This is a genomic window from Streptomyces sp. NPDC046727 (assembly GCF_040645635.1).
GTDB lineage: Bacteria > Actinomycetota > Actinomycetes > Streptomycetales > Streptomycetaceae > Streptomyces.
This window is the reverse complement of the sequence record NZ_JBEYYR010000019.1, coordinates 113,676-139,852: the sequence shown is the minus strand read 5'-3', so window position 1 is coordinate 139,852 and position 26,177 is coordinate 113,676. Positions and strand designations below refer to the sequence as shown.

Below are 26,177 nucleotides of genomic sequence, written 5' to 3'. Positions count from 1 at the left end.
CCATGATCGACGACCTCGACATCGACCTGGCCCCGGTGGTGGCGGAACAGCCCGACCCTCTGTTGTTCGCCACCGTCTCCGGGGCCCATCTGTACGGTTTCCCCTCGCAGGACTCCGACGTGGACCTGCGGGGTGTCCATCTGCTCCCCGCGGCCGATCTCGTCGGACTGCGCGAGCCGGAGGAGACCCGCTCGCTGGCCTGGGTCCGGTACGGCGTCGAGCTGGACCTCGTCACCCACGACCTGCGCAAGTTCGTACGGATGATGCTCCGCCGCAACGGCTATGTGCTGGAGCAGCTGCTCTCGCCCCTGGTCGTGCACACCACGGACGCCCACCGGGAGCTGGCCGCCCTGGCCCCCGACGTCCTCACCAGCCACCACGCCCACCACTACCGCGGGTTCGCGGTGACCCAGTGGCGGCTGTTCGAGAAGACCGGCGAACTCAAGCCGCTGCTCTACACGTTCCGGGTGCTGCTCACCGGCATCCACCTCATGCGCAGCGGCGAGGTCCAGGCCCATCTGCCCACGCTCCTGGACCAGGTCGGCGGGCCCGGCTATCTGCCCGAGCTGATAGCCGCCAAGCGGGAACGGGAGCACGGCAGGGCCGACGTCGACCACGCGCGCGTGGAGGCCGACGTGGAGCGGCTGCACACCGTGCTCGACGAGGCGCAGGCCCGCTCAGCCCTGCCCGACGCGGCCGGCGCCCACGACGTCCTGCACGACCTGGTGATCCGGCTCCGCCTGGAGGGCTGAGGCCCGGCGCACCCGGTGCAGGAAGCCGGCCACGCGCGCGCGGTCCGGCTCCGGCGGCAGCGGGCTGCCCCGCAGCGCCTCCTCGGCCTCGGCCGCCAGCCGGACCATCCACGCCTCGGCCTCGGCCCACGGCAGCTCGCCGCGCTTCACCGCCAGCAGGGGTTCGCGCTGCTCGCCGACGTCGATCACCAGCTCGCCGGTGCGCAGCAGGTCCCGGGCGCTCATCAGCAGGCGCAGCAGATGCATCGCGTGCTTCCAGCGCGGGGCGCCCGTCGTGCGGACGTCGGCGTCGAGCTTCTTGCGCTGGCCGAGTGCGTAGCGCGTGAAGGTGTCGTAGGCATGCCGGGACAGGAACGCGCCGCGCAGGGACAGCAGCTCGCGGCCGGTGTCGTCCACGTGCTCCACCAGCGGGGAGTGCAGGCACTCCAGGATGTTCGGGTTGCCGCGCAGCGCCAGCTCGCAGAACCGTTCCAGTTCCCAGGAGAACCGCTCCTCGCCCGGCCCCTCCACGTGTGTCGGCGGCTTCTCGAACCGCCAGAACAGCGCGGTGGGCGCGAGGAACACCCCGCGCCGGTCGGTGTCGCTGGCGTCCGTCGCCAGGCCGAAGGCGCGGGAGCCCATGACACAGGCGTAGATCGTGTGGTCGCGTACCAGGTCCTGCGGCTGCATCCCCGGAGCGTACGCGGCGCCCTCAGCCCAGGCGGATCGAATTTCCCTCCACCGAGATCGACCGCTCCGCCAGCGGCCTGGTCGCGGGGCCGTGCGCCACCGAGCCGTCGGCGATGTGGAACCTGCTGCCGTGACAGGGGCAGTCGATGGTGCCGTCCGCCACCTTGTTCACCGTGCACCCCTGGTGCGTGCAGATCGCCGAGAACGCCTTGAAGTGACCCTTCTCCGGCTGGGTCACCACGACCTTCTCCCGCGCGAAGACCTTGCCGCCGCCCTCCGGGATGTCGCCGGTCGAGGCCAGCGCCTTCCCGGCGGACGTCGCCTTGCCGGCCGGGGGCGACTCCCGCCCGGCAGAGGGCTCGGACGCGGTGGGCACCGACGGCGTGGAGCCGCCGCCGTCCTTTCCGCCGCACCCCACGCACCCCAGGGCGAACGCACCGGCGCCCGTGGCGAGAACCGTGCGCCGTGTCGCGGGCTGAGTCATGTCACGCCTCCGTACAGACAGCTCAATGAATGCCGTGAATCGGCTGATACCGGAACTTTCGCATCGTCTCAGCGAGCGAGCGGCGCGCGCCCGTCCCGCGCGGGCTGACTACGCTGGACGGACCAAGAACACACGCATGTCAGCGAGGAGCAGCGCCGTGGCGGTACGAGCGGTCCGGGGGGCCGTCCAACTGGAGCGGGACGAGGCCGGTCACATGGAGGAGCAGGTCGGTGCCCTGCTCACCGCCGTCCTGGAGCGGAACGGGCTGACCGCCGACGACCTGATCAGCATCTGGTTCACGGCCACCCCCGACCTGCACAGCGATTTCCCGGCCGCCGCCGCCCGGAAGCTCGGCATCGTGGACGTCCCCCTCATCTGCGCCCAGGAACTGGCCGTCGAGGGCGCCATGCCCCGGGTCGTACGGATCCTCGCGCACATCGAGTCGGACCGGCCCCGCGCCGACATCAGCCACGTCTACCTCGGCGCCGCCGCGGCCCTGCGCAAGGACATCGCCCAGTGAGAACCGCACTCGTCATCGGAACCGGCCTGATCGGCACCTCCGCGGCCCTGGCCCTCGCCCAGCGCGGGGTCACCGTGCACCTCGCCGACCACGACCCCGAGCAGGCCCGCACGGCCGCCGCGCTGGGCGCCGGCAGCGACCGGACCCCCGACGGCCCGGTCGACCTGGCGATCGTCGCCGCCCCGCCCGCCCATGTGGCCCGGGTGGTCGGCGACGCGATGCGCCGCGGTGTGGCACGCGGCTACCTGGACGTCGCCAGCGTCAAGGGCGGCCCCCGCCGCGAGCTGGAGTCGCTCGGCCTGGACCTGTCCGCGTACATCGGCACGCACCCCATGTCCGGCCGGGAGAAGTCCGGCCCGCTGGCCGCCACCGGCGACCTCTTCGAGGGCCGCCCCTGGGTGCTCACCCCGACCCGGGACACCGACACCGAGGTGCTGAACCTCGCCCTGGAGCTGGTCTCGCACTGCCGCGCCGTCCCGGTCGTCATGGACGCCGACGCCCACGACCGCGCGGTCGCCCTCGTCTCCCACATGCCCCACCTGGTGTCCAGCCTGGTCGCCGCCCGCCTGGAGCACGCCGAGGAGTCCGCCGTACGGCTGTGCGGGCAGGGCATCCGGGACGTGACCCGGATCGCCGCCTCCGACCCGCGCATGTGGATCGACATCCTGTCCGCGAACCCGGGCCCGGTCGCCGACCTGCTCGCCGACGTCTCCGCCGACCTGGACGAGACGGTCCGGGCGCTGCGCGCCCTGCAGTCCTCCGACGAGACCGAGCGGAACGAGGGCGGCGCCGGCATCGAGGACGTGCTGCGCCGCGGGAACGCCGGCCAGGTGCGGGTACCCGGCAAGCACGGCAGCGCCCCGCGCGTGTACGAGACCGTCGTCGTCCTCATCGACGACCAGCCCGGCCAGCTGGCCCGCATCTTCGCGGACGCGGACCGGGCCGGGGTCAACATCGAGGACGTCCGGATCGAGCACGCCACCGGGCAGCAGGCCGGCCTGGTGCAGCTCATGGTCGAGCCGAAGGCGGCGGCGGCCCTGAAGGAGGCGCTGCGCGAGCGGGGCTGGGCGCTGCGCCGGTAACGCCCGGCGAGGGCGGCTCCCGCGAGCCAGTAACCTTGTCCGGGGCGCCCTCGCGTCCCGGACCCCCGCTCACCACCCTTCACCAGGAAGGTCCCCCCGTGGAAAACGGCGCCGCCCCGACCGCCAAGCCCGTGATCGTCGCGATCGACGGTCCCTCCGGCACGGGCAAGTCGAGCACGTCGAAGGCCGTGGCCGCGCAGCTCGGCCTGAGCTACCTGGACACCGGTGCCCAGTACCGGGCGATCACCTGGTGGATGGTGAGCAACGGCATCGACCTGGAGGACCCCACCGCCATCGCCGCCGTCGCCGGCAAGCCGGAGATCGTCTCCGGCACCGACCCGGCCGCCCCGACCATCACGGTCGACGGCGTCGACGTGGCCGCCCCGATCCGCACCCAGGAGGTCACCTCCAAGGTCAGCGCGGTCAGCGCGGTGCCCGAGGTGCGCACCCGGATCACCGAGCTGCAGCGCTCCCTGGCCTCCGGCGCCGAGAACGGCATCGTCGTCGAGGGCCGCGACATCGGTACGACCGTCCTCCCGGACGCCGACCTGAAGATCTTCCTCACCGCCTCCCCGGAGGCCCGCGCGGCCCGCCGCAGCGGCGAGCTGAAGGGCGCCGACCTGCACGCCACCCGCGAGGCCCTGATCAAGCGGGACGCGGCCGACTCCAGCCGCACGACCTCGCCGCTCGCCAAGGCCGGCGACGCGGTCGAGGTGGACACCACCGAGCTGACTCTCGCCCAGGTCATCGAGTGCGTCGTCACCCTGGTCGAGGAGAAGCGAGCCGGGAAGTGACCCAGCCGTCCCTCCCGTCGGAGCGGGGCGCCGAGGTCGGCCGGCGCATCGGCGTCGGCCTGATGTTCGGCCTGTGGCGGCCACGGGTGCTCGGCGCCTGGAAGGTGCCGGCCGCCGGCCCGGTGATCCTCGCCGTGAACCACTCCCACAACATCGACGGGCCGATGGTGATGGGCGTGGCGCCCCGGCCCACCCACTTCCTGATAAAGAAGGAAGCCTTCGTCGGCCCGCTGGACGCCTTCCTGACCGGCATCGGCCAGCTGAAGGTGGACCGCGCCGCCGCCGACCGCACCGCGATCACCCAGGCCCTCGGCTTGCTGGCGGACGGGGGAGTGCTGGGCATCTTCCCGGAGGGCACCCGGGGCGAGGGCGACTTCGCCTCGCTGCGCGCCGGGCTGGCCTACTTCGCGGTCCGCAGCGGGGCGCCGATCGTCCCCGTGGCGGTCCTGGGAAGCTCCGACCGGCCCGGACGGCTGGTCAAGGCGCTGCCCCCGCTGCGCTCCCGCGTCGACGTCGTCTTCGGCGACCCCTTCGAAGCGGGCGACGGCACGGGGCGGCGTACCCGCCGGGCGCTGGACGAGGCGACCGAGCGCATCCAGAAGCAGCTCACCAGCCACCTGGAAAACGCCAGGCGCCTGACCGGGCGCTAGGCGACACTTGAGTAGTGGATCAGGTCCAGGTAGGGCCCGGTCCACCGATCACCACGATGAACGACGAGGTACGGACTTCATGAACGACCAGATCCAGCCCGACGGCTCGGACGCGTACGAGGATGCGCACGAGTACGACCACGGGGCTCTCGGCGACGCCGAGTACGCGGAGTTCATGGAGCTCGCCGCGGAAGAGGGCTTCGACATCGAGGACGTCGAGGGTGCCATCGAGGCGGCGGGCCACGGTCCGCTGCCCGTGCTCGCCGTCGTCGGCCGTCCCAATGTCGGCAAGTCGACCCTGGTGAACCGGATGATCGGCCGCCGTGAGGCCGTCGTGGAGGACCGGCCGGGCGTCACCCGCGACCGGGTCACCTACGAGGCCGAGTGGGCCGGCCGCCGCTTCAAGGTCGTCGACACCGGCGGCTGGGAGCAGGACGTCCTCGGCATCGACGCCTCCGTGGCCGCGCAGGCCGAGTACGCGATCGAGGCGGCCGACGCGGTCGTCTTCGTGGTCGACGCCAAGGTCGGCGCCACCGACACCGACGAGGCCGTCGTCCGGCTGCTGCGCAAGGCCGGCAAGCCGGTCGTGCTGTGTGCCAACAAGGTCGACGGCCCGAGCGGCGAGGCCGACGCGGCCTACCTGTGGAACCTGGGCCTCGGCGAGCCCCACCCGGTCTCGGCGCTGCACGGCCGCGGCACCGGCGACATGCTCGACGCCGTCCTGGAGGTCCTGCCGAACGCGCCGGAGCAGTCCTTCGGCAGGGCCGTCGGCGGCCCCCGCCGCGTGGCCCTGATCGGCCGCCCGAACGTCGGCAAGTCCTCGCTGCTGAACCAGGTCGCGGGCGAGGAGCGCGTCGTCGTCAACGAGCTGGCGGGCACCACCCGCGACCCGGTCGACGAGATGATCGAGCTCGGCGGCAAGACCTGGAAGTTCGTGGACACCGCCGGCATCCGCAAGCGCGTCCACCTCCAGCAGGGCGCCGACTACTACGCCTCCCTGCGCACGGCCGCCGCCGTGGAGAAGGCCGAGGTCGCCGTCGTCCTGATCGACGCCTCCGAGAACATCTCCGTGCAGGACCAGCGGATCATCACCATGGCCGTCGAGGCGGGCCGCGCCATGGTCATCGCGTACAACAAGTGGGACACCCTCGACGAGGAGCGCCGCTACTACCTGGAGCGGGAGATCGAGACCGAGCTGGCCCAGGTCACCTGGGCACCCCGGGTCAACGTCTCGGCGCGCACCGGCCGGCACATGGAGAAGCTGGTCCCGGCGATCGAGACGGCGCTGGCGGGCTGGGAGACACGCGTCCCCACCGGCCGGCTGAACGCCTTCCTCGGCGAGCTCGTCTCGGCCCACCCGCACCCCGTCCGGGGCGGCAAGCAGCCGCGCATCCTGTTCGGCACCCAGGCCGGCACCAAGCCCCCGCGGTTCGTGCTCTTCGCCTCCGGCTTCATCGAGGCGGGCTACCGGCGCTTCATCGAGCGCCGGCTGCGCGAGGAGTTCGGCTTCGAGGGCACCCCGATCCATATCTCGGTGCGGGTGCGCGAGAAGCGCGGCTCGAAGAAGAAGTAGCGAAGGACGCCACGGCGGTACGACGCGAAGGGCGGCCCCTGGAGAGCCAGGGGCCGCCCTTCGCCGTTCGTGTGCCCGTCATACGCCACGGCGCGGCGCCGGCGGCAGGGCGGCCGGGACGTACTGCATCCCGGTGTCCTGCTGCCGTCCCAGTGTGCCGACCCGCTGCCACTGCGACTGCTGGCGGGCGCTGTAGGCACCCGCGCTGTAGGCGCTGTACGAGCTGCTGAACGACCCCGCCCGGTGGCCGCCGTACGTGCCCAGGCCGTCCGGGAAGTCCCCGAAGGCGCAGAACCTCAGCTCCTCCTCGCCGGTGCGGTCCCCCGGCAGGGTGCGGAAGGTCTTGACCCACTCCGCGTAGAGCATGTCGTAGATCGGCGTGGGTGACGGTCCGCCGGAGGGATCGTGGGGCGATCGGGCGGACGGGACGGAGGAGAAGGACGACCGGCGCGGAGAGGTGTCGTATGCGTGCACGTATGTCCAAACGACCGGAACCCTGAAGGGATGCGGTCGGACAAGTCGCCCAGGCTCACGTACCGGCGAGCGGCAGCGCGGCGGCGACCAGCTTCCCGCCCGCCGCGGCCTTGTCCAGGGCGTCCCGCAGCAGGTCCTCGCGGGGCTGGCGCCCGATCGACCCCACCGGTGCCGCGAACATCAGCACCTGCTGGTGCTTGTTCGCCGCCGCCCGCCAGCTGTCCGTGACCTGCAGCGGCTGATGCGCCTGCCACCAGGCCACCGGCTGCCCGCCGGTGCCGCCCGGCTGGAGCACCGCGTGCAGCTGGCCCATGGCCAGCAGGACGGACCAGCCGTGCAGCACCGGCGGGACGGAGGCCAGCTCGGTCACCGGCATGAAGCCCTGCTCGATGAGCAGCGGAAGGAAGTCGTCGCCGGCCCCGGTGGTGCCCGGGCGGACGATCGGCGAGGTCGGCTCGACGACGAGCGCGGGGTGCAACTCGCCGTCGACCAGGACGAGTCCGCTGGTCACGCCCAGCACCGCCTGCTCCGGCACGGCCCGGTGCGGATCGCCGCCGCCGGCCATGTCGCCGCCGGCCGCGCCGATGGAGCGGACGGCGCCCTGCAGCTGCTCCTCCGTGACCTGGACGACCTGCGAGGGCAGGCAGCTGGCGTGGGCGAAGGCCAGGACGGCGGTCTCGTCGCCGACGAACAGAACGGTGCTGGTGCGCTCCTGCTCGGAGTCGCCCGGGGTGCGACAGGACGTGCAGTCGTAACTGCCCGGGGCGTTCTCTCCGGCGAGCAGCCGGTCGGCTTCTTCGTCGCCGATCTCGGCGCGTACGGCGTCGCTGACGTCGAGCATGCGCGGCACGGGTGGCTCCCTCGGGATGCGTGCTGGGGTCGGCCGGGTGGCTCCCGGCCGATGAGCCCCGGGTTTCCGGGCTCATGAAGAAGACAACGGGCGTCCTGTGGTGGGGGTCACGCCCCGACGCCGAACGGTTCGAACCTTCCACCGCGCAGGGTCACCTACCGTGCGGAATCGGCCACTCACCGTCAACTCTCCGCCCCGTCAAGGAACTTGAAAGGGTGAAGTGGGTCACAGATCGCTTCACCGAGTGGTCGAAAAATCAGGAAATCAAAGGATGTAGTGGGTGGCCGGAAATCGCCGATACCTGCGGTAACAGGCAACTGGCCTGGAGTGACGGCGAGTTGGTTGATTCCGGCTGCTCGCCCTCCTTACATTCCTCCGCCGTGTGCAACGAGCACCGCTCGGGTACGTCCGCCGGCCGGCACAGGCAGCACGATCGCCGACACCGGTCACGGCGGGCGGGGCGGGCGCGACGAACCGCGGTCCTTCGCGGCGAGGCGCGCTCCGCCTTGGGGGAGCCCGGGTTCGTGGAGAGGGAACTACATGTCCGAGTGTGCCGATACCACCCGCAACACCGCCCGTCCCGACAGCGCCCGTCCCGACGGATCCCGCAGGGGCCGTACGACGGCCGCACTCGCCGGAGCCGCCCTGCTGGCCCCGCTGGGACTGCTGGCCGCGACCGGCAACGCCGCCGCGGCGGACAACGGAGTGTGGGACCGCATCGCCCAGTGCGAGAGCGGCGGCAACTGGCACATCAACACCGGCAACGGCTACTACGGCGGACTGCAGTTCTCCGCCTCGACCTGGCGCGCGTACGGCGGCACCGCCTACGCCCCGACGGCCGACCAGGCCTCCAGGAGCGCGCAGATCGCCGTCGCCACCAAGGTCCAGCACGCCCAGGGCTGGGGCGCCTGGCCGGTCTGCTCGGCCCGGGCCGGAGCCTATGGCGCCGCGCCGGCGGCGGACCGCACCGGCTCCTCGGGTACGCCGGCCTCGAAGGGCAGCGCGACGACGAAGTCCGCACCCGTGAAGTCCGCGCCCGTGCGGTCCGCCCCGGCGAGGACGACGCCGGAGCGCCCGGCGGCCGGCACCGGCCGCGGCGCCTCCCGTGGTGACTACACGGTCCGCGCGGGTGACACCCTGAGCACCATCGCCGCCCGGCACGGGACCACCTGGCAGCGGATCTACGCCGCCAACAAGGCCGTCATCGGCGACGACCCCGACCTGATCGTGCCCGGCCAGCGCCTCGCGCTCTGAGCGCCGGACCTGACGTGGCGGACAGCCGCCGTCCCGACGAGGACGGCGGCTCTCCGCGTCCCCGGCAGCCCGCCTCTACGGCTCGGGCCGCGGCGCCCGGGCCCTGTACTCCGGGTGGTGCAGGTCGAACGCCGGGGACTCGGAGCGGATCCGGGGGAGGGTGACGAAGTTGTGCCGGGGCGGCGGGCAGGAGGTCGCCCACTCCAGGGAGCGGCCGTAGCCCCAGGGGTCGTCGGTCTCGACCTTCTCGCCGTATCGGGCGGTCTTCCAGACGTTGTAGAGGAACGGCAGCGTGGACAGGCCCAGCAGGAAGGAGCCGACCGACGAGACGGTGTTGAGCGTGGTGAAGCCGTCGGCCGCCAGATAGTCGGCGTACCGGCGGGGCATGCCTTCCGCGCCCAGCCAGTGCTGCACCAGGAACGTCGTGTGGAAGCCGGTGAACAGGGTCCAGAACTGGATCTTCCCGAGCCGCTCGTCCAGCATCTTCCCGGTGAACTTGGGCCACCAGAAGAAGAAGCCGCCGAAGACCGCGAAGACGACCGTGCCGAAGACCACGTAGTGGAAGTGGGCGACGACGAAGTACGAGTCCGTGACGTGGAAGTCCAGCGGCGGGGACGCCAGGATCACCCCGGTCAGGCCGCCGAGCAGGAACGTCACCAGGAAGCCCGTCGCCCACAGCATCGGCGTCTCGAAGGACAGCGAGCCCTTGATCATCGTGCCGGTCCAGTTGAAGAACTTCACGCCCGTCGGCACCGCGATCAGGAAGGACATGAAGGAGAAGAACGGCAGCAGCACCGCGCCGGTGGCGAACATGTGGTGCGCCCACACCACGATCGACAGCCCGGTGATCGCCATCGTGGCACCGACCAGCGTCAGATAGCCGAAGACCGGCTTGCGGCTGAACACCGGGATGATCTCCGTGATGATCCCGAAGAACGGCAGCGCGATGATGTAGACCTCGGGGTGCCCGAAGAACCAGAACAGGTGCTGCCACAGCAGCGCCCCGCCGTTCGCCGCCTCGAACACCTGCGAGCCGAACCGCCGGTCCGCCTCCAGTACCAGCAGCGCCGCCGCCAGCACCGGGAAGGCCAGCAGGATCAGGATCGACGTGAACAGCGTGTTCCAGGTGAAGACCGGCATCCGGAACATCGTCATGCCGGGCGCGCGCATCCCGATGATGGTGGTGATGAAGTTGACCGCGCCGAGGATCGTGCCGAAGCCGGACAGCGCCAGGCCCATGATCCACAGGTCGGGGCCGACGCCGGGGGAGTGCGCGGTGTCGTTGAGCGGCGCGTAGGCGAACCAGCCGAACGCGGCCGGCCCGTCCGGCAGCAGCAGCGAGCCCAGCACGATCAGACCGCCGAACGCGAACAGCCAGTACGAGAGCATGTTCAGCCGCGGGAACGCCACGTCCGGGGCGCCGATCTGCAACGGCATCAGCTCATTGGCGAAGCCCGCGAAGCTCGGGGTCGCGAACAGCAGCAGCATGATCGTGCCGTGCAGCGTGAACAACTGGTTGAACTGGTTGTTGTCCATCAGCTGAAGTCCCGGCCGGGCGAGTTCCGCGCGCATCAGCAGCGCCATGACCCCGCCGGCCAGGAAGAATCCGAATGCCGTGATCAGGTACAGATGGCCGATCTTCTTGTGGTCGGTGGTGGTGAGCCAGTCCACCACCAGCCGGCCGGCCCGGCCGGGCCGGGCCGGTCGTGCCGTGGCCCGTACGGTGTCGGTCCCCATCGCTCGCCCGCCCCTCCGTATCGCCCTGCCCGGGCCCGCCGAAGCCCGTGGCACGCGTACCCGCGAGCTGCCTCATGATGCTCGCCGGTCCGCGCGCTCCGGCAGGAGGCGTCCGGCTGTTGTGTGCGGAATCCGTGAAATTCCTATGCGGTGTCAGCTGCCCCGGCACCGCGCCGGATTGCGCGGGGAATCGGGCCCCGGGCGCGCCCCCGGTCGCCGCTGCGGCACTTTCCGCGGGGAATTCGGAGCGGAACTGCGGCACACGTGAATTCTGTTCGATTACCCCGGTAAGCGGTACGGAAACCCCCGTACGTGTGACGGAGTTCGGGCGGAACACGGGCCCGGAAGCTGTGACAGAAGTGTGACGGGGGTCGGACGCTTCTCCTACCCGGCCATGCCCGACTAGCGTGGCGGCATGGCACCGATTCCCACTCCGCCAGCGGAGCCCCAGGACAGCCCGGACGGGTACGTCGGCCTCGACGCCGAGCACGCCGAGCGGCTCGCGCGGCGACGCGGCTGGTCGACGGTGCGGTCCCTGCCGCCGGGCACGGTCATCACGATGGAGTACCGGGCCGGACGGCTGAACTTCGAGGTGCGGGACGGCCGGGTGGTCCGCGCCTGGAAGGGCTGACCACCGCCGGGCCCGCCGCCGGGTCCGCCCCCGCGGTCCGGGCGCGCGTACGGCGAAGGCCCCGCTCCTCTTCGGGAGCGGGGCCTTCGCCGTGGCGCGGGGGTGGTGGTGCGTACCGGACCCCGTCGCCGTTTCCCGCCGTCAGCCGCCCGTCAGGGGGCGGGCCGGCTGGGACGTGCCGCGCGGGAGCCGGTCGGCGTGCGGCGGGCGCCGGCTGCCCGCCGGGGTGACCGGGGTGCGTTCCGAACGGGCCGTGTGCGGTCCGGGTGCCCGGTGCCCCGGACCCCGGGAGGCCCGGGTCGAGGTGACCGGCTCGCGGGCCGGCGCCGGCTGCTCCGCCGCCGTGCCGCGCGGTGTGAGCGGCACCGGCGCGACCGGGACGGCCGGTTCGGGCGCGGGCCGGCTGCCACGGGCGCGCCAGCGGTCGCGCAGGTCGAAGAGCGCGCTCTCGGTCCTGGCGATCAGCGGCTCGAACCAGGGCAGCGCGAGCAGGATCAGCAGGCCCGCGGCCCAGCCCAGCAGCACGTCGCTCAGCCAGTGCGTACCGAGGTAGACGGTGGTGAGGCCGACGCCGAGCGAGGTGATCGCGGAGAGCGCGGACAGCCAGCGGCGTGCTCTCGGGGTGGAGGCCAGATACGCCAGGATGCCCCAGGTCACGACCGCGTTGGCGGTGTGGCCGCTGGGGAATATATCGCCGCCGAGACCCATCTCGTTCGAGCCGATCACGGTCGCGTAGTGCGGACCGAGCCGCCCCATGCCGAGCTTGGCGGCGCCGACCGTGACGTTCAGCAGCAGCAGCGAGGTGGCCAGGGTCAGCAGCGGGCGGAGGGTGTGCTGCCGCCAGGACCGCCAGCCGAGCCAGGCCGCGACCATCACGGCGGTGGGGCCGCGCTGGCCGAGCACCACGTAGTAGTCGAGGAAGGCGTGGATCTCCGGCCACTGCTGGTACGGCCGGAAGAACATGACCTGCCAGTCGAGCCGGACCAGCCACGAGGCCGTCACCACGGCCCACACGATCGCGAGGTAGAAAGCCAGGGTCGCGGAGAACAGAACGACCCGGTGCCGGCTCATCCTCGGCACATCGATGTGGGCCGGTCGTTCCGGCTCACGGTCCAGTCTGGCGAACACCCGGTCCAGACTCCGGGTGAGGTTTCGTTCGGTACGCACCCAATCGACGTTACAGCGAGTGAGCTGTGTTCCCGGTCGAAACAGCGGCTTTGTGATGACGATGTGATGTGGGAAACCTCTCAAGAGCGGCCCTAATTCCTGGGATTCCGCAATCCGGTGAGGCCGATCAGGTCAATTCCTTTGATCATGCCGGGTGTTGTTTATATGGCGCTTATGAATGCGTTAACCCGGTCCTGGCGCGGAATTCTCCGGGGTGTCATCGGATGGCCCAGTCGATCATGGCGGACCGGAGCCGTTCAGCCAGAACGCCCCGTAGACCGCCGCCGCGACCGCCAGTCCGGCCGTGACCAGGGCCGATCGGGAGGTGCGCGGCCGGGCCAGGGCGCAGGCGAGCGGCAGCAGCACCGGGAAGGCGGGCATCAGCAGCCGCGGCTTGGAGCCGAAGTAGCTCGACGCGCACAGGGCGAGGGCGAGTACGACACCCGTGTACACCAGTAGTTCCACCGGCTGACGGCCGCGGACACCCGTGACGTACAGCCAGATCAGCAGGGCGACACCGGCGATCAGCCCGAGGCCGGCGAGGGCGGACGGAAATGACGTGAACTTGTCGCCCACAAAGCGCGCGAAGGCGTAACCGCCGTCGAAACCGTTGCGCCATCCGGCCTGGACGTCGAGGTACCCGAGCGGGCCCTTGCCGGTGCGGTGGCCGACCCAGAGGACATACCCGGCGGCGCCGGCCGGCGCGAGGAGCATGCCGAGCACGCGACGCCAAGCGGGGGCATACGGGGCATACGGGGCATGCGGGGCGGGTGGTGCGGGGGCATGCGGCGTAGGGAGTGCGCCGGGGGTGTGTTCCTCGTGGTGCGCGCCCGGCGTGCGCTCCGCGCCGCGCTCTCGCACGAACGAGATCACGCCCGCCACCCACACCGCCGCGACCACCGCCGCCCCCACCGGCCGGGTCAGCCCCGCCAGCGCCGCCAGCACGCCCGCGCTCACCCAGCGCCCGGTCAGCAGCGCGTACAGGGACCAGGCCGCCAGTGCCGTGAACAGCGACTCGCTGTACGCCATCGACTGCACGATCCCGACCGGCAGCACCGCCCACAGCAGCACGGCGAAGAACCCCACCCGGGGTCCGTACACCCGCTCCGCGACCGCGAAGATCCCGGCCGCGGCGGCGAGTGACGCGAGCAGGCTCACCAGGAAGCCGGCGTCCGCGTAGGACAGCGGGGCGATGGCGTGCAGCAGCCGCTCCAGCCACGGCAGCAGCGGGAAGAACGCCAGGTTGGAGTGGACGTCCCCGTTCGGCAGCCGCACCTCGTAGCCGTAGCCCAGCTCGGCGACCCGCGTGTACCAGAGCGAGTCCCAGCGCGCGGTCAGCAGGGTGTACGCGCTCTTGCCGCGCGCGGCGCTCCAGATCGCCAGCACGGTCAGCCCCAGGGCGCGGACCGCCGCATAGCCCAGCAGCGCCGGGACGGCGCGGCGCCAGAGAGGGGCGTGGGACGGGGCCACGCGCGTTTCAAGATCGGTCACGGACTCGATTATCGACCGCACGGGGAACCGGACCGGTCGCCGGGTCGTGGTCAAGAGGGGACGGCGTGGTGTACGCCACACGGGTTCCGTCGTGCGTGTGAGAGGTCCGCCACGTGCCCCCGCGGCGGACTCGCGTACGCTGACGAGTCACCCGCGAGGGTTCGCGCGGGCCGGAGACACCGCTCCTCTCCGGCCGTACGACAGGGAGTCCCCACCCCGTCGGTCCGCCCCACGCGAGGGAACATCTGGGAGGTACGTACATGTCCGGGACGACCACGGCTGCCGTACGGCCGCGCCGTCGGGCGGCCGGGGCCGGTACCGATCGCTGGGTCGTCCTCGTCGTCCTCTGTGTCAGCCTGCTGCTCGTCGCCCTCGACGCCACCGTGCTGCACGTGGCGGTTCCCGCCGTCACCGAGGACCTCAAACCCGGCGCGATAGAACTGCTCTGGATCGTCGACGTCTACCCGCTGGTCTGCGCCTCGCTGCTGATCCTCTTCGGCACCCTCGGCGACCGCGTCGGCCGCAGACGCGTCCTGCTGCTCGGCTACGGCCTCTTCGGTGTCGCCTCCGCCCTGGCCGCGTTCGCGCGGACCGCCGAGACGCTCATCCTCGCCCGCGCGCTGCTCGGCGTCGGCGGCGCGATGATCATGCCCGCGACCCTGTCGATCCTCCGCCAGGTCTTCCCCGACCGGCGCGAGCGCGCCCTCGCCATCGGCATATGGAGCGCGGTCGCCGCGGTCGGCGCGGCGGTCGGCCCGCTGCTCGGCGGCTTCCTGCTGGAGCACTTCTGGTGGGGCGCCGTCTTCCTGGTCAACATCCCGCTCATGCTGGTCAGCCTCCCGGTGGGCCGGATCCTGCTGCCCGAGTCCCGCGGTGAACGGGGCGGCCCCTGGGACGTGACCGGCGCGCTGATGGCGGCGGCCGGGCTCTTCGGTGCCGTCCTCGGCGTGAAGCGGCTCGGCGGCGGGGAAGGCGCGGGGAGCCCCGTCACCGTGCTGCCGCTGCTGCTCGGCGCGGCCCTCCTTCTCCTCTTCGTTCGGCGCCAGCGGCGGCTCCCGCATCCGCTGGTGGACCTGCGGATGTTCCGCCGGCCCGCGTTCAGCACCTCGGTGGGCTGCATCGTGCTGGCCATGCTCGCGCTGGTCGGCCTGGAGCTGATCGCCGCCCAGTACCTCCAGCTGGTGCTCGGCCTGTCCCCGCTGCAGACCGGCCTCAGGCTGCTGCCGCTGACCGTCGCGGCCATGGCGGCGGGCCTGGCGGGCGCCCGGATGCTGCGCCGCTTCGGTCCGCGCCGGATGGTGTGCTTCGGCTTCTGCCTGACGGCCGCCGCGGTGCTGACCCTGACGGCGATGGGCGGCACGGACAACCCCGCGCTGCTGCTGGCCGGCTTCGTGCTGCTCGGCTTCGGCCTGGAGACCACGCTCTTCGGCGCGTACGAGTCGATGCTCAGCGAGGCCCCGGCCGACCAGGCCGGCGGCGCGGCGGCGATCGGCGAGACGTCGTACCAGCTCGGTGCCGGGATCGGCATCGCCCTGCTGGGCAGCGTGATGAACGCGGCCTACGCGCCGGGGCTGCGCTCGGTGCCGGGCGTGCCGCAGCGCGCGTCGGACGCGGCGGGCCATTCGCTCGGCGAGGCCTACGAGGCCGCAGACAGGCTCGGCGGAACCGCCGGGGCCGCGCTGCGCCGGGCGGCGCGGGACTCCTTCGTGCACGGGCTGCATGTGACCCTGCTGGTGAGCGCGGGTCTGTTGCTGCTGGGCGCGGTGATGGCGCTGCGGCTGCCGTGGATCATGCAGTGCGGCGAGGAGCCGGCCGGGGCCGAGCCCGCGCTGCCGGCGCCGCGCGAGGCGGGGGCGGCGGCCGGGACGTCGCGGGTCACCGCCTGACCTCCTCTGGACGTCCGGGACACCGCGCCGTAACGTCGGCCGCAGAATCGCGATTAGCACTGCTAGTTTTGTCGCTGTCCCGTGTCCTGGAGGGTGTTCCATGTCCGCGTCCGCGAAGCTGCCGCCGTTCGATGCCGCCGACCCGCTCGGCATCGACGATCTGCTGGAGCCGGAGGACCTGGCCGTCCGGGACACCGTCCGCGCCTGGGCGGCCGACCGCGTCCTGCCGTACGTCGCCGACTGGTACGAGAAGGGCGAGCTGCCCGGGATCCGCGACCTCGCCCGCGAACTCGGTTCCCTCGGCGCCCTCGGCATGTCCCTCACCGGGTACGGCTGCACGGGCGCGACGGCCGTGCAGTACGGCCTGGCCTGCCTGGAGCTGGAGGCGGCCGACTCGGGCATCCGGTCGCTGGTCTCCGTGCAGGGCTCCCTCGCGATGTACGCCATCCACCGGTTCGGCAGCGAGGAGCAGAAGCAGGAGTGGCTGCCGCGCATGGCGGCCGGCGAGGTGATCGGCTGCTTCGGGCTGACCGAGCCCGACCACGGCTCCGACCCCGCCTCCATGCGCACCCACGCCAAGCGCGACGGCGACGACTGGGTGCTGAACGGCCGCAAGATGTGGATCACCAACGGGTCGGTCGCCGGGGTGGCCGTCGTCTGGGCGCAGACCGAGGAGGGCATCCGCGGCTTCGTCGTCCCGACCGGCAGTTCCGGCTTCTCGGCGCCCGAGATCAAGCACAAGTGGTCCCTGCGCGCCTCGGTGACCAGCGAACTCGTCCTGGACGACGTACGGCTGCCCGGCACCGCCGTCCTCCCCGACGTCACCGGGCTGCGCGGACCGCTCAGCTGTCTCTCGCACGCTCGCTACGGCATCGTCTGGGGCGCGATGGGCGCGGCGCGCAGCAGCTTCGAGACGGCCGTCGAGTACGCGAAGACGCGGGAGCAGTTCGGGCGGCCCATCGGCGGCTTCCAGCTCACCCAGGCCAAGCTCGCCGACATGGCGGTGGAACTGCACAAGGGGATCCTGCTCGCCCACCATCTGGGGCGGCGGATGGACGCCGGCCGCCTGCGCCCCGAGCAGGTCAGCTTCGGCAAGCTCAACAACGTCCGCGAGGCCATCGAGATCTGCCGTACGGCGCGGACGATCCTCGGTGCCAACGGGATCTCCCTGGAGTACCCGGTGATGCGGCACGCGACCAACCTGGAATCGGTGCTCACCTACGAGGGCACCGTCGAGATGCACCAGCTCGTGCTGGGCAAGGCACTCACCGGGCTCGACGCGTTCCGGTGAGCCCGGGCGGAGGCAGGGCCGGTGGGCGGCCCTGCCTCAGCTCTGGTTGAAGAAGCCGTCCGAGCGGTGCGCGGACGCCTCGCCGCTGATGATCTCCGTGTCGGCCGGGGTGAGCAGGAACACGCGGTTGGACACCCGGTCGATGGAGCCGCGCAGTCCGAAGATGAGCCCCGCCGCGAAGTCCACGACCCGCTTGGCGTCACCCGGCTCCATGTTGGTGAGGTTCATGATGACCGGGACGCCGTCCCGGAACAGTTCGCCGATGGCGCGGGCGTCCCGGAAGCTGTCCGGGGTGACCGTGCCGATCCGGCGGCCCTTCTCCTCGGCCGTGTCCGTGGCGACCTTCACGCGCGGGTCGGTGACCCAGGCGGCGCCGGACTCGGTGCCCTCGGAGTAGTCGTCGTCGTAGTAGCGCTCGTCATCGTTGTCGTCGACGAGGCCGAGCCACGCACTCGCCTTGCGTACCGATCCCATGGACGCCTCCTCTCACAGCGGTCTTTCTTGCTTTCCGCATCCCTATGGTCATCCATGATGCGGACGGCGCGCCAAGTGGATAGACGCCGCGCGGGGGGTTTGTGACGGTACTGGTGCACAGTCGATCCGTCGAGAGCCCTTGTACCCCAAGGGGCGAGACACATACGGCTGCTGACTGAGAGTGAAATATGATTGTACGCGGCAGATGGGTGAGGCGCGGAGCGTACGGGTGAACGCCGACGTCGGTCACGGTCCCGAGTATGCCGTGTGAAGACGCGTCAGACCCCGCTCCCACCGAGTCCGGGGGGAACAGGGTCTGACGGAGGATCAGGCCGGACGGCGCCCTAATTCTTCAGCTCCGGCGGGGAGATCCGGGACTTCCCGATCGCCGAGCCCGTCGTACCCCACTTCTTGAGGATCCTGTCGTAGGTGCCGTCGGAATGGAGCTTGTTCACCGCCGCCTGGAAGGCCGGGGCCAGATCGGTGCCCTTCTTGAAGGCGAAGCCGACGTCAAGGCGGTGGTATTCGTTGAGGAACTTCAGGCCCTTCTGGTGCGCGACGGCGTAGCGCAGCCCGTTGATCGTGGACATCACGATGTCGCTGCGGCCCTGCTGGAGCGAGGACCAGACCGCGCTCGACTCGGCGTACGTCTGCACCTGGTACGCCTTCTTGCCCGCGTCGGTGCACACGTGCTTGCTCTGCTCCAGCGTGGCCTCGAACGTCGTGCCGGCGCTGGTCGCGACGTTCAGGCCGCACAGCTGCTTCAGGTCGGTGACCTTCGAGAGCTTGCTGTCCTCGCGGGTGGCGAAGCCCTGGCCGTCGTTGATGTAGGTGACGAAGTCGATGGTCTTGCGGCGCTCGTCGGTGACGCCGAAGTTGCTCGCGCCGAAGTCGTACTTGCCGCTGTCCAGGGCGGGCAGGATCGCCTCGAAACTCGCCTGCTCCACCTTCAGCCGGATGCCGAGCACCCGGGCGACCGCCTTGGTGAAGTCGACGTCCTGGCCGGTCAGCGTCTTGCCGTCGGCGAGGTAGGTGGTGCCGGGCGGGGTGCCGCCGACGCTGACCGCGACCGTGAGGCTCGTGGTGCCGGCGGGCAGCAGCCTCGCCGCGGCGTCGTCCTTCCGCACGGCCGAGACGACATCCGTCGTGGGCACCTCGGCGTTCTTCGCGGCCACTCCGGAGGCGTCCGTACCGTCCGGGTCACCCGAGCCGCAGGCGGTGAGCAGCAGAGCGGCCGAGGTGATGGCGGCAAAAGGCATGACATATCGATACAAGGGCGTACGCATCGGGGAGCGGTCTCCTGACGGCGGAAGGGTGTGCGGAAACGCGAGGGGAGGGGTGCGCGTGTGAAGGCGGAGAGCAGCAAGAGAACGCGAGTACGCCCGCCCCGGGGGCAGGCGTGCGCAGGGGGTCAGCTCAACAGGAAGAGGACCACACGCGACCGAAGTCGATGTGGGAGCGGGTGACCAGCCACTGCTGTGGATGCATGGGCCAAGTGGAACAGGCATACGGTTCCGCGTCAACTGACTTGAGATGTACGGCTCACAGTCTGGACAGCCTTGACAGCGGACCGAAACGCCCACGTACTCTCGATGTGCGGCCCTGCTGAGGGGCTCGGCCGTATCCGCGCCGCGCGGCGCGCCCCGTGTGAAGGCACCACCCCGTTCTGACGACTTTCACGTCACGGAGCCTTCGCATGTCATCCGACACCCTCGCCAAAATCCCCACCGCCGCGGAGACACCCGAGCCCGCGGACGTCCCGCGGATCGTCCCGCAGCGCCGGTACGGCCAGTGGGCGGCAGCCGTCGTCGTCCTCGCGCTGCTCGGGCTCGCCGTCAACTCCGTCCTGCGCAACGAGGCGTTCCAGTGGGACGTCGTCGCCGACTGGTTCACCTCCGACTCCGTCCTGCGCGGACTGTGGCTCACGCTGTGGCTGACCTCGGTGGTGATGGTCCTCGGCTTCGCCCTCGGCACCCTGCTCGCCGTGTTCCGGCTCTCCGCCAACCCCGTGCTGCGGGCGGTCGGCTGGGGGTACGTGTGGCTGTTCCGGTCCATCCCGATCCTGGTGCAGCTGCTGCTGTGGTTCAACATCGGGGCGCTGTACCCGCAGGTGTTCGGCGTGAAGACCGTCAACCTGCTCACCCCGGTCGCCGTCGCCGTCGTCGGCCTCACCCTGCACGAGGCCGCCTACGCCGCCGAGGTCGTCCGCGGCGGCGTCCTCTCCGTCGACCGCGGCCAGATCGAGGCCGCCCAGGCCCTCGGCCTGAGCCGGTGGCGGCGCTGGCGGCGGATCGTGCTGCCACAGGCCATGCGCGCCATCGTGCCGCCCGCCGGCAACATGCTCATCGGCACCCTCAAGGGCACCTCCATCGTCAGCGTCATCGCCGTCAACGACCTGCTGTTCTCCGCCCAGTTGATCTACCACCGCACCTACCAGGTGATCCCGCTGCTCATGGTCGCCACCCTCTGGTACGCCGTGATCACCTCGCTGCTCGGCATCGGCCAGTACTACGTCGAGAAGCACTACGCCCGCGGCACGGAGAACGCCCGATGAGACACCAACTGGTGATCGTGGGAGCCGGGCCGCGGGGGACCGGCGTCCTCGAACGCATCGCCGCCAACGCGCCCGAGCTGTACACCGGTCCGGGCCTCGACATCCACCTGGTCGACCCCCACCCGCCGGGCGGCGGACGCATCTGGCGGCAGGCACAGTCCCCGCTGCTGTGGATGAACTCGCACGCCGAGGACATCACCATGTTCACCGACGACACGGTGGCCATGGCCGGCCCGGTGCGCGAGGGCCCCACCCTGCACGAGTGGGCCGGGCTGGACGGCCGCACCTTCGCCGACCGCCGGCTCCAGGGCCGCTATCTGCGCTGGGTGTACGACCGCGCCCTGGCCGAGCTGCCCCCGCACATCACCGTCCACCACCACCCGCGACGCGCCCTGCGGATCGGCGGGCCGCGCGAGGGCCGCCAGCAGGTGTGGCTGGAGGACCGTCCGCGCCCGCTCCCGGCCGACCTGGTGATCCTCGCCGTGGGCCACCTGGACTCCGAACTCGGCAGCGAACAGGCCGAGCTGGCGGCGTACGCCCGCGAGCACGGCCTCACGCACCTGCCGCCCGACTTCACCGCCGACAGCGACCTCTCCGCGCTGAAGCCCGGCGAACCCGTCCTCGTCCGCGGCTTCGGGCTGGCCTTCGTCGACCTGATGGTGCTGCTCACCGAGGGCCGCGGCGGCCGGTACGAGACGGGAGGCCGCGACGGGGAGGTGTACATCCCCTCGGGGCGGGAGCCGGTGCTGTACGTCGGCTCGCGGCGCGGAGTGCCCTACCACTCGAAGATCGGCTACGACTGGACCGGCGACCGGCCCCCGCTGCCCCGCTTCCTGGGCCCCGCCGAGGTGGACGCGCTGCTCGCCCGGCCCGGGGGCTTCGACTTCCGGCGCGATGTGTGGCCCCTGGTCGAGAAGGAGCTGGGCTTCGCCCACTACCACCGGCTGTTCACCGCCCACCCCGGCCGCACGGCGATGGCCTGGACCGACTTCGAGGAGAAGTACGCGGCGGCCGGCGACGGCGCCGAGAGGCGGGCGCTGGTCTTTGCCGCCGTACCGGACCCGGCCGACCGGCTCGACCTCACCGCGCTCGACCACCCGCTGGACGGAGTGCGGTACGCCTCGCACGACGACTTCCAGGACGGGCTAAGACGCTACATCGAGGCCGACCTGAGCCGCCGTCACGACCCCGCGCACAGCGCCGACCTGGGCGTCTTCCTCGGGCTGCTCTCCGTCTACGGGCAGCTGGCGCGGCTCGGGAACATCGGGTCCTGGTGGCACGGCTTCTTCAGCTACCTGGCGTCCGGACCGCCCGGGCCCCGGCTGCGGCAGATGCTCGCGCTGTCCCGGGCCGGACTCCTCCGGTTCGTCGGAGCCGGCATGACCGTCACCGCCGAGGACGGCGTGTTCCGGGCCGCCGCCCCCACCGTGCCGGGGTTCTCCGTCGAGGCCCGGGCGCTGGTGGAGGCCCGGCTGCCCGAGCCCACCGTCGGGCGCGCCCGCGACAGCCTGCTGCGCGCGCTGCATGCCGACGGCGCCGCCGAGACCCCCGACGGGCTGCTCCGGGTCGACCCCGGCGACGGCCGGATCCTCGACCGCGCCGGACGCCCGCACCCCCGGCGCTTCGCCCTCGGCCCGTACACCGACATCCGTACCCCCGGCGCCTTCACCCGTCCCCGCACCGGCGGTCCCGCGTTCCGTCAGAACGACGCGACCGTCCGCGCGGTGCTGACCGCCCTGAACGCCTCACAAGTAAAGGAACTCGCACGATGAGCGTCATGGTCGACATCAGGTCTGTGCACAAGAGCTTCGGCTCGCTCGGCGTGCTCCGGGGCATCGACCTCCAGGTGCGCGCCGGTGAGGTCACCGTCGTGCTCGGCCCCTCCGGCTCCGGCAAGTCCACGCTGCTGCGCACCATCAACCATCTGGAGAAGGTGGACCGCGGCGAGATCAGCGTGGACGGCGCGCTGATGGGGTACCGGCGGGCCGGGGACAAGCTGTACGAGCTGCCCGAGCGCGAGGTGCTCCGGCAGCGCACCCGGATCGGGTTCGTCTTCCAGAACTTCCACCTCTTCCCCCACCTCACCGTCCTGGACAACGTCGTCGAGGCACCGGTGGCCGCGCTGAAGCGGCCCCGCAAGGAGGTCGTGGAGCGCGCGCACCGACTGCTGGAGCGGGTCGGGCTCGGCGACAAGGCCGACGCCTATCCGCGGCAGCTGTCCGGCGGGCAGCAGCAGCGGGTGGCCATCGCGCGGGCGCTCGCGCTGGAACCGAAGCTGCTGCTGTTCGACGAGCCGACGTCGGCGCTCGACCCCGAGCTGGTGGGGGAAGTGCTGGACGTCATCCGGGACCTGGCGGCGCAGGGGACGACGATGATCGTCGTCACGCACGAGATCGCGTTCGCCCGGGAGGTCGCCGACACGGTGGTGTTCATGGACGACGGGCGGATCGTGGAGCAGGGGACCCCGGACGAGGTGCTCGGCGCTCCGCGCGAGGAGCGGACCCGGGCGTTCCTGGCGAAGGTGCTGTGAGGGTGGGGGGCGTGGTGCGGGAGCGATGCGGATGAGGTCTCTGCTGCATCTCGCCACAGCTCTGGACCAGCCGGGCTCGCTCGACGCCGGCTCGTACGTGGAGCTGGCCCGGCTCGCCGAGCGGGGCGGGCTGGACTTCGTGACGCTGGACGACTCCTTCTCCCGGCCCGGGCCCGACGCGCTCGGTGTGCTGTGCCGGGTGGCGCCCGCGACCCGGCGGATCGGGCTGGTGCCGACGGTCACCACCACCCACACCGAGCCCTTCCAGGTGCAGGCCGCCGTGGCCACCCTGGACTGGGTCAGCCAGGGGCGGGCCGGCTGGCGGATCGACGTGTCCACCGGCGAGGGGGAGGCCCGGCTGTTCGGCTCCGCTCGCGCGGGGGGACCCCCATTCCCCGCGGAAACGTTGTGGCGGGAGGCCGGCGAAGTCGCCGACGTGGCCGCCAGGTTGTGGGACAGCTGGGAGGACGGCGCCGAGATCCGGGACGTGGCGACCGGCCGGTTCGTGGACCGGGACCGGCTGCACCGCGTCGACTTCACCGGCACCGCCTTCTCGGTCCGGGGCCCGTCGACCGTGCCCCGGCCGCCGCAGGGCCACCCGGTCCGCGTGGTCGACGCCACCGACGAGCACGCCCGTACGGTCGCCGCCCGGTACGCGGACGTGGCCCTGGTGCGCGCCGTCACCCCCGCCCAGGCCGCCGGCGTACGGGACCGGCTGCGGGAGCAGGCACGCGGGTTCGGGCGGCACCCGGACGCGCTGCGGGTCCTGGTGAGCCTGCTGGTGGATCTCGGCGACGGCGAGTACGCGGCCGAGCCGGGACACGGGGGCGGAGGACCGCGGCCCGCCGTGCCGGGCCCGCTGTACCGGGGCGGCCCGGTCGACCTCGCGGAGCTGGTGGCCGCCTGGCACGCCGACGGGGTCACCGACGGCTTCCACCTCGTCCCGGTCGAGCCGCGCCGCGATCTGGAGCGGCTGGTCAACGGCACGGTGGCGCTGCTCCAGCACCGCGCTCTGTTCCGCACCTTCTATCCGGGCAGCACCCTGCGCGAGCACCTGGGCCTGGCCCGGCCCGCCAACCAGTACGCCGTGACCGGGGGAACGTCATGACCGTACGCCGGCAGCTGCATCTGGCCGCCGTGTCACCGGGGGCCGACCACACCGACGCGGGGGCCGGCCCGGCCGTATGGGCCGGCGCGCGCGCCGGCTCACGGCTCGCGTTCGCCTCCTTCGAGCGGCTCGCCCGCACCGCCGAGCGCGGTCTGTTCGACTTCCTGCTGCTCGACGAGGAGCCGCCGCTGCCCGAGCACCGGGGGCGGCTGCACGAACTGGACCCGGTGGGCGGCCCGGAGCCGGTCGCCGTGCTGAACGCGCTCGCCGGGGTCACCGCCCGGCTGGGGCTCGCCGCCACCGTGAACGCCGTCTTCGGCGAGCCGTACGAACTCGCCCGCAGGCTGGCCACCCTGGACCAGCTCAGCGCGGGCCGGGCGGGCTGGCGGCCGGCGGCCTCGGCGGACGCCCGCGCCGGAGCGGACTTCCGCTCCGGCGGCCATCCGGACCCCTGCGGCCGGGCCGCCGAACTCGTCTCCGTGACCCGGCGGCTGTGGGACTCCTGGAGCCCCGACGGGGTGCCCCGGCCGTTCGCGTACCGCGGCCGGCACTTCGACATCGCGGGCGAGTTCGGGCTGCCCCGCTCGCCCCAGGGACGGCCCGTGGTGATCCAGGCGGGGGAGTCCGAGCGGGCCCGGGAGCTGGCCGCGGCCTCGGCCGACGTGCTCCTCGCCCGGCACGTCCCGCTGAAGGCGGCCCGCTCCCGCTACGCCGACGTCAAACGGCGGCTCGCGGCACACGGCCGCGGCCCGCGGGACCTGCTGGTCATGCCCCGGGTCACCGTGGTCCTCGGGGACACCGCGGCCGAGGCGCAGGAGCGGGCCGCCGGGATCAGACGGCAGCGGATCACCCCGCGGTACGCGCTGTACGCGCTGGAGCGGGTCTGGGGCACGGACCTCTCCGGGTACGACCCCGACGGCCCGCTGCCCGAGACGGCCCCCCGCCCCCCGTCCCGGGACGGCCGCACGCGCGCGCTCGCCGAGAGCTGGCGTGCGCTGGCCCGGGAGAAGGGGCTGTCCATCAGGGAGACCGTGATCGAGGCGAGCGGCCGGCAGTCCTTCGTCGGCACGCCCGACACGGTCGCCGCCGACCTGCACCGGTACGCCGGCGAGGAGGCCGCCGACGGCTTCGTCCTCGTCCCGCAGCTCCCGGCCGGCGAACTGGAGGAGTTCGTGGACCGGGTGGTGCCGCTGCTCCAGGAGCGCGGTGCCTTCCGCACGGAATACCGGGGCGGCACACTCCGCTCCCATCTCGGGCTGCCCCCTCCGGCAGCGCCGGCCCCGGACGACCACCGATGACCACCGATGACCACCGAGGAAAGGAACCCCCGGCATGACGACGGACGCATCCGACGCCTGGAAGCAGTGGCACGCGACGCGCGAGGAGACGGTCGCGGCGCCGTACGGGCCGCTCGCGCTGACCGCGACGCACTGGATCGAGGACTATCCGGACGGGCGACTTCCGGACATCCCCGGGACCTGGGCGACGGACGGGGACGCAGTGGTGCTCACCGCCACCGGGGCCGACGGCCTGACCGTGGCCGGCCGGCCCTTCTCGGGTACGGCCAGGCTGGCCGCCGACAGCGGCCCGGAGGCCGGGGCGCAGGTCGCGCTGGGCGCGAAACGGCTGGTCGTCCTGGTGCGCGAGGGCGTCTGGGGAGTGCGGGTGTACGACCCCGCGTCCGCCGCCCGGCGCGCCTTCAAGGGCATCGACGCCGACCCCTACGACCCCCGCTGGTCGGTGCCGGGGCGGTTCACGCCGTACGAGGCGACGCGCACCGTACGGCTCGGCAACGCGGACGGCCGCGAGCGCGGCTTCGCCCTCGTCGGCGAACTCGCCTTCTCCCTCGCGGGTCGGGAGCGGACGCTGAAGGTCGCGCGGCAGGGGGACCGGCTGTGGGCGGTCTTCGCCGACGCCACCAGCGGTGACACGAGCTTCCGGTTCCGCTTCCTCCACCCGGAGGCGCCGGACGCCGAGGGGCGCACGACCGTCGACTTCAACCGCGCCCAGCTCCCGCCGTGCGCCTTCGCCGACCACTTCATCTGCCCCTTCCCGGCCCCCGGCAACACGCTGGACGTGCCGATCGAGGCGGGGGAGCGCCGGCTGACCCGACATGACTCGAACTGAGCCCGGCTGAGCCGTTGGGGTGGGATGCGCCGGGCGGCGCTGCTTCCTTCGGGTGGTTCTGGGCCGACGGCCGAAAGGC

Annotated in this window: 25 protein-coding genes; 16 read left to right on the top strand and 9 right to left on the bottom strand. The window is 72.2% G+C overall.

Going from position 1 to position 26,177, the window contains the following annotated elements:
* Window positions 1-2: 2 nt before the first annotated feature.
* Window positions 3-752 carry a nucleotidyltransferase domain-containing protein gene (locus ABZ937_RS23905; protein ID WP_361695017.1) on the top strand — a complete coding sequence of 250 codons (750 nt, stop codon included), beginning with the start codon at window positions 3-5 and terminating at the stop codon, window positions 750-752.
* Here ABZ937_RS23905 and ABZ937_RS23900 read toward each other — a convergent pair.
* Both ABZ937_RS23900 and ABZ937_RS23895 read right to left on the bottom strand, forming a co-directional pair.
* Window positions 678-1,421 carry a nucleotidyltransferase domain-containing protein gene (locus tag ABZ937_RS23900; RefSeq protein WP_361695015.1) on the bottom strand — a complete coding sequence of 248 codons (744 nt, stop codon included), beginning with the start codon at window positions 1,419-1,421 and terminating at the stop codon, window positions 678-680. The genes ABZ937_RS23905 and ABZ937_RS23900 overlap by 75 nt on opposite strands.
* 22 nt (window positions 1,422-1,443) lie before the next feature.
* Window positions 1,444-1,905, bottom strand: coding sequence for a Rieske (2Fe-2S) protein (locus ABZ937_RS23895; RefSeq protein ID WP_361695013.1), 462 nt, complete (start codon window positions 1,903-1,905; stop codon window positions 1,444-1,446).
* 157 nt (window positions 1,906-2,062) lie between these two features.
* On the opposite strand from ABZ937_RS23895, the gene aroH reads away from it, so the two are divergent.
* The 5 genes from aroH (at window position 2,063) to der (ending at window position 6,524) form a co-directional block, all read left to right on the top strand.
* Complete coding sequence (gene aroH / locus ABZ937_RS23890) at window positions 2,063-2,425, top strand: chorismate mutase (RefSeq protein ID WP_361695011.1); 363 nt, start codon at window positions 2,063-2,065, stop codon at window positions 2,423-2,425.
* Complete coding sequence (locus tag ABZ937_RS23885) at window positions 2,422-3,507, top strand: prephenate dehydrogenase (protein ID WP_361695009.1); 1,086 nt, start codon at window positions 2,422-2,424, stop codon at window positions 3,505-3,507. The genes aroH and ABZ937_RS23885 overlap by 4 nt, the downstream gene beginning before the upstream one ends.
* A 98-nt stretch (window positions 3,508-3,605) precedes the next feature.
* A complete protein-coding gene (cmk, locus tag ABZ937_RS23880) occupies window positions 3,606-4,301 on the top strand; it encodes a (d)CMP kinase (RefSeq protein ID WP_361695007.1) in 696 nt (231 codons plus the stop codon).
* 62 nt (window positions 4,302-4,363) lie between these two features.
* Entirely contained in the window at window positions 4,364-4,951 is a 588-nt protein-coding gene (locus ABZ937_RS23875; RefSeq protein WP_361695041.1) for a lysophospholipid acyltransferase family protein, read from the top strand.
* A gap of 79 nt (window positions 4,952-5,030) precedes the next feature.
* On the top strand, window positions 5,031-6,524 hold the full coding sequence (gene der / locus ABZ937_RS23870) for a ribosome biogenesis GTPase Der (protein WP_361695005.1): 1,494 nt from the start codon (window positions 5,031-5,033) through the stop codon (window positions 6,522-6,524).
* A gap of 78 nt (window positions 6,525-6,602) precedes the next feature.
* Here the strand turns inward: der and ABZ937_RS23865 are convergent, their stop codons facing one another.
* Window positions 6,603-6,998 carry a hypothetical protein gene (locus ABZ937_RS23865; protein WP_361695003.1) on the bottom strand — a complete coding sequence of 132 codons (396 nt, stop codon included), beginning with the start codon at window positions 6,996-6,998 and terminating at the stop codon, window positions 6,603-6,605.
* A 55-nt stretch (window positions 6,999-7,053) separates the two neighbouring features.
* Entirely contained in the window at window positions 7,054-7,848 is a 795-nt protein-coding gene (locus ABZ937_RS23860) for a hypothetical protein (RefSeq protein ID WP_361695001.1), read from the bottom strand.
* Window positions 7,849-8,388: 540 nt separating this feature from the next.
* Here ABZ937_RS23860 and ABZ937_RS23855 point away from each other — a divergent pair.
* A complete protein-coding gene (locus tag ABZ937_RS23855) occupies window positions 8,389-9,102 on the top strand; it encodes a transglycosylase family protein (protein ID WP_361694999.1) in 714 nt (237 codons plus the stop codon).
* Window positions 9,103-9,177: 75 nt separating this feature from the next.
* On the opposite strand, the gene ctaD is transcribed toward ABZ937_RS23855, so the two are convergent.
* On the bottom strand, window positions 9,178-10,839 hold the full coding sequence (gene ctaD / locus ABZ937_RS23850; RefSeq protein WP_361694996.1) for a cytochrome c oxidase subunit I: 1,662 nt from the start codon (window positions 10,837-10,839) through the stop codon (window positions 9,178-9,180).
* 415 nt (window positions 10,840-11,254) lie between these two features.
* Here ctaD and ABZ937_RS23845 point away from each other — a divergent pair, with 415 nt between their 5' ends.
* On the top strand, window positions 11,255-11,470 hold the full coding sequence (locus ABZ937_RS23845) for an I78 family peptidase inhibitor (protein ID WP_361694994.1): 216 nt from the start codon (window positions 11,255-11,257) through the stop codon (window positions 11,468-11,470).
* Window positions 11,471-11,611: 141 nt separating this feature from the next.
* On the opposite strand, the gene ABZ937_RS23840 is transcribed toward ABZ937_RS23845, so the two are convergent.
* Together ABZ937_RS23840 and ABZ937_RS23835 are read right to left on the bottom strand one after the other, a co-directional pair.
* A complete protein-coding gene (locus ABZ937_RS23840) occupies window positions 11,612-12,637 on the bottom strand; it encodes a phosphatase PAP2 family protein (RefSeq protein WP_361694992.1) in 1,026 nt (341 codons plus the stop codon).
* 237 nt (window positions 12,638-12,874) lie between these two features.
* On the bottom strand, window positions 12,875-14,128 hold the full coding sequence (locus tag ABZ937_RS23835) for a glycosyltransferase family 39 protein (protein WP_361694990.1): 1,254 nt from the start codon (window positions 14,126-14,128) through the stop codon (window positions 12,875-12,877).
* A 260-nt stretch (window positions 14,129-14,388) separates the two neighbouring features.
* On the opposite strand from ABZ937_RS23835, the gene ABZ937_RS23830 reads away from it, so the two are divergent.
* Both ABZ937_RS23830 and ABZ937_RS23825 read left to right on the top strand, forming a co-directional pair.
* On the top strand, window positions 14,389-16,014 hold the full coding sequence (locus ABZ937_RS23830) for an MFS transporter (RefSeq protein WP_361694988.1): 1,626 nt from the start codon (window positions 14,389-14,391) through the stop codon (window positions 16,012-16,014).
* Between the two features lie 100 nt (window positions 16,015-16,114).
* A complete protein-coding gene (locus ABZ937_RS23825; protein WP_361694987.1) occupies window positions 16,115-17,305 on the top strand; it encodes an acyl-CoA dehydrogenase family protein in 1,191 nt (396 codons plus the stop codon).
* A gap of 36 nt (window positions 17,306-17,341) precedes the next feature.
* Here the strand turns inward: ABZ937_RS23825 and ABZ937_RS23820 are convergent, their stop codons facing one another.
* Both ABZ937_RS23820 and ABZ937_RS23815 read right to left on the bottom strand, forming a co-directional pair.
* A complete protein-coding gene (locus tag ABZ937_RS23820) occupies window positions 17,342-17,779 on the bottom strand; it encodes a cell division protein SepF (protein ID WP_361694985.1) in 438 nt (145 codons plus the stop codon).
* 344 nt (window positions 17,780-18,123) lie between these two features.
* The gene (locus ABZ937_RS23815; RefSeq protein ID WP_361694983.1) at window positions 18,124-19,038 is read right to left on the bottom strand and encodes an ABC transporter substrate-binding protein; all 915 of its coding nucleotides are present in this window, start codon (window positions 19,036-19,038) and stop codon (window positions 18,124-18,126) included.
* 437 nt (window positions 19,039-19,475) lie between these two features.
* Between ABZ937_RS23815 and ABZ937_RS23810 the strand changes: the two genes are divergently transcribed.
* The 6 genes from ABZ937_RS23810 to ABZ937_RS23785 are packed head-to-tail and all read left to right on the top strand — an operon-like array spanning window position 19,476 to window position 26,098.
* Window positions 19,476-20,333 (top strand): amino acid ABC transporter permease, encoded by an 858-nt coding sequence (locus tag ABZ937_RS23810; protein ID WP_361694981.1) that lies wholly within the window; start codon window positions 19,476-19,478, stop codon window positions 20,331-20,333.
* The gene (locus ABZ937_RS23805) at window positions 20,330-22,105 is read left to right on the top strand and encodes an FAD/NAD(P)-binding protein (protein WP_361694979.1); all 1,776 of its coding nucleotides are present in this window, start codon (window positions 20,330-20,332) and stop codon (window positions 22,103-22,105) included. The genes ABZ937_RS23810 and ABZ937_RS23805 overlap by 4 nt, the downstream gene beginning before the upstream one ends.
* Entirely contained in the window at window positions 22,102-22,863 is a 762-nt protein-coding gene (locus ABZ937_RS23800) for an amino acid ABC transporter ATP-binding protein (protein ID WP_361694977.1), read from the top strand. The genes ABZ937_RS23805 and ABZ937_RS23800 overlap by 4 nt, the downstream gene beginning before the upstream one ends.
* A gap of 31 nt (window positions 22,864-22,894) precedes the next feature.
* Entirely contained in the window at window positions 22,895-23,971 is a 1,077-nt protein-coding gene (locus tag ABZ937_RS23795) for an LLM class flavin-dependent oxidoreductase (protein WP_361694975.1), read from the top strand.
* Entirely contained in the window at window positions 23,968-25,269 is a 1,302-nt protein-coding gene (locus tag ABZ937_RS23790) for an NtaA/DmoA family FMN-dependent monooxygenase (protein WP_361694973.1), read from the top strand. Before ABZ937_RS23795 ends, ABZ937_RS23790 begins: the two co-directional genes overlap by 4 nt.
* A gap of 34 nt (window positions 25,270-25,303) precedes the next feature.
* Entirely contained in the window at window positions 25,304-26,098 is a 795-nt protein-coding gene (locus ABZ937_RS23785; protein WP_361694971.1) for a DUF1684 domain-containing protein, read from the top strand.
* Window positions 26,099-26,177: the final 79 nt, after the last annotated feature.

Coding starts and splice junctions, on each gene's coding strand:
- ABZ937_RS23825 (WP_361694987.1), top strand. CDS start 16,115: ATGTCCGCGTCCGCGAAGCTGCCGCCGTTCGATGCCGCCGACCCGCTC.
- ABZ937_RS23790 (WP_361694973.1), top strand. CDS start 23,968: ATGACCGTACGCCGGCAGCTGCATCTGGCCGCCGTGTCACCGGGGGCC.
- ABZ937_RS23795 (WP_361694975.1), top strand. CDS start 22,895: ATGAGGTCTCTGCTGCATCTCGCCACAGCTCTGGACCAGCCGGGCTCG.
- ABZ937_RS23805 (WP_361694979.1), top strand. CDS start 20,330: ATGAGACACCAACTGGTGATCGTGGGAGCCGGGCCGCGGGGGACCGGC.
- ABZ937_RS23820 (WP_361694985.1), bottom strand. CDS start 17,779: ATGGGATCGGTACGCAAGGCGAGTGCGTGGCTCGGCCTCGTCGACGAC.
- der (WP_361695005.1), top strand. CDS start 5,031: ATGAACGACCAGATCCAGCCCGACGGCTCGGACGCGTACGAGGATGCG.
- ABZ937_RS23900 (WP_361695015.1), bottom strand. CDS start 1,421: ATGCAGCCGCAGGACCTGGTACGCGACCACACGATCTACGCCTGTGTC.
- ABZ937_RS23800 (WP_361694977.1), top strand. CDS start 22,102: ATGAGCGTCATGGTCGACATCAGGTCTGTGCACAAGAGCTTCGGCTCG.
- ABZ937_RS23895 (WP_361695013.1), bottom strand. CDS start 1,905: ATGACTCAGCCCGCGACACGGCGCACGGTTCTCGCCACGGGCGCCGGT.
- ABZ937_RS23855 (WP_361694999.1), top strand. CDS start 8,389: ATGTCCGAGTGTGCCGATACCACCCGCAACACCGCCCGTCCCGACAGC.
- ABZ937_RS23815 (WP_361694983.1), bottom strand. CDS start 19,038: ATGCCTTTTGCCGCCATCACCTCGGCCGCTCTGCTGCTCACCGCCTGC.
- ABZ937_RS23905 (WP_361695017.1), top strand. CDS start 3: ATGATCGACGACCTCGACATCGACCTGGCCCCGGTGGTGGCGGAACAG.
- ABZ937_RS23875 (WP_361695041.1), top strand. CDS start 4,364: ATGTTCGGCCTGTGGCGGCCACGGGTGCTCGGCGCCTGGAAGGTGCCG.
- ABZ937_RS23830 (WP_361694988.1), top strand. CDS start 14,389: ATGTCCGGGACGACCACGGCTGCCGTACGGCCGCGCCGTCGGGCGGCC.
- ABZ937_RS23785 (WP_361694971.1), top strand. CDS start 25,304: ATGACGACGGACGCATCCGACGCCTGGAAGCAGTGGCACGCGACGCGC.
- ctaD (WP_361694996.1), bottom strand. CDS start 10,839: ATGGGGACCGACACCGTACGGGCCACGGCACGACCGGCCCGGCCCGGC.
- ABZ937_RS23845 (WP_361694994.1), top strand. CDS start 11,255: ATGGCACCGATTCCCACTCCGCCAGCGGAGCCCCAGGACAGCCCGGAC.
- ABZ937_RS23810 (WP_361694981.1), top strand. CDS start 19,476: ATGTCATCCGACACCCTCGCCAAAATCCCCACCGCCGCGGAGACACCC.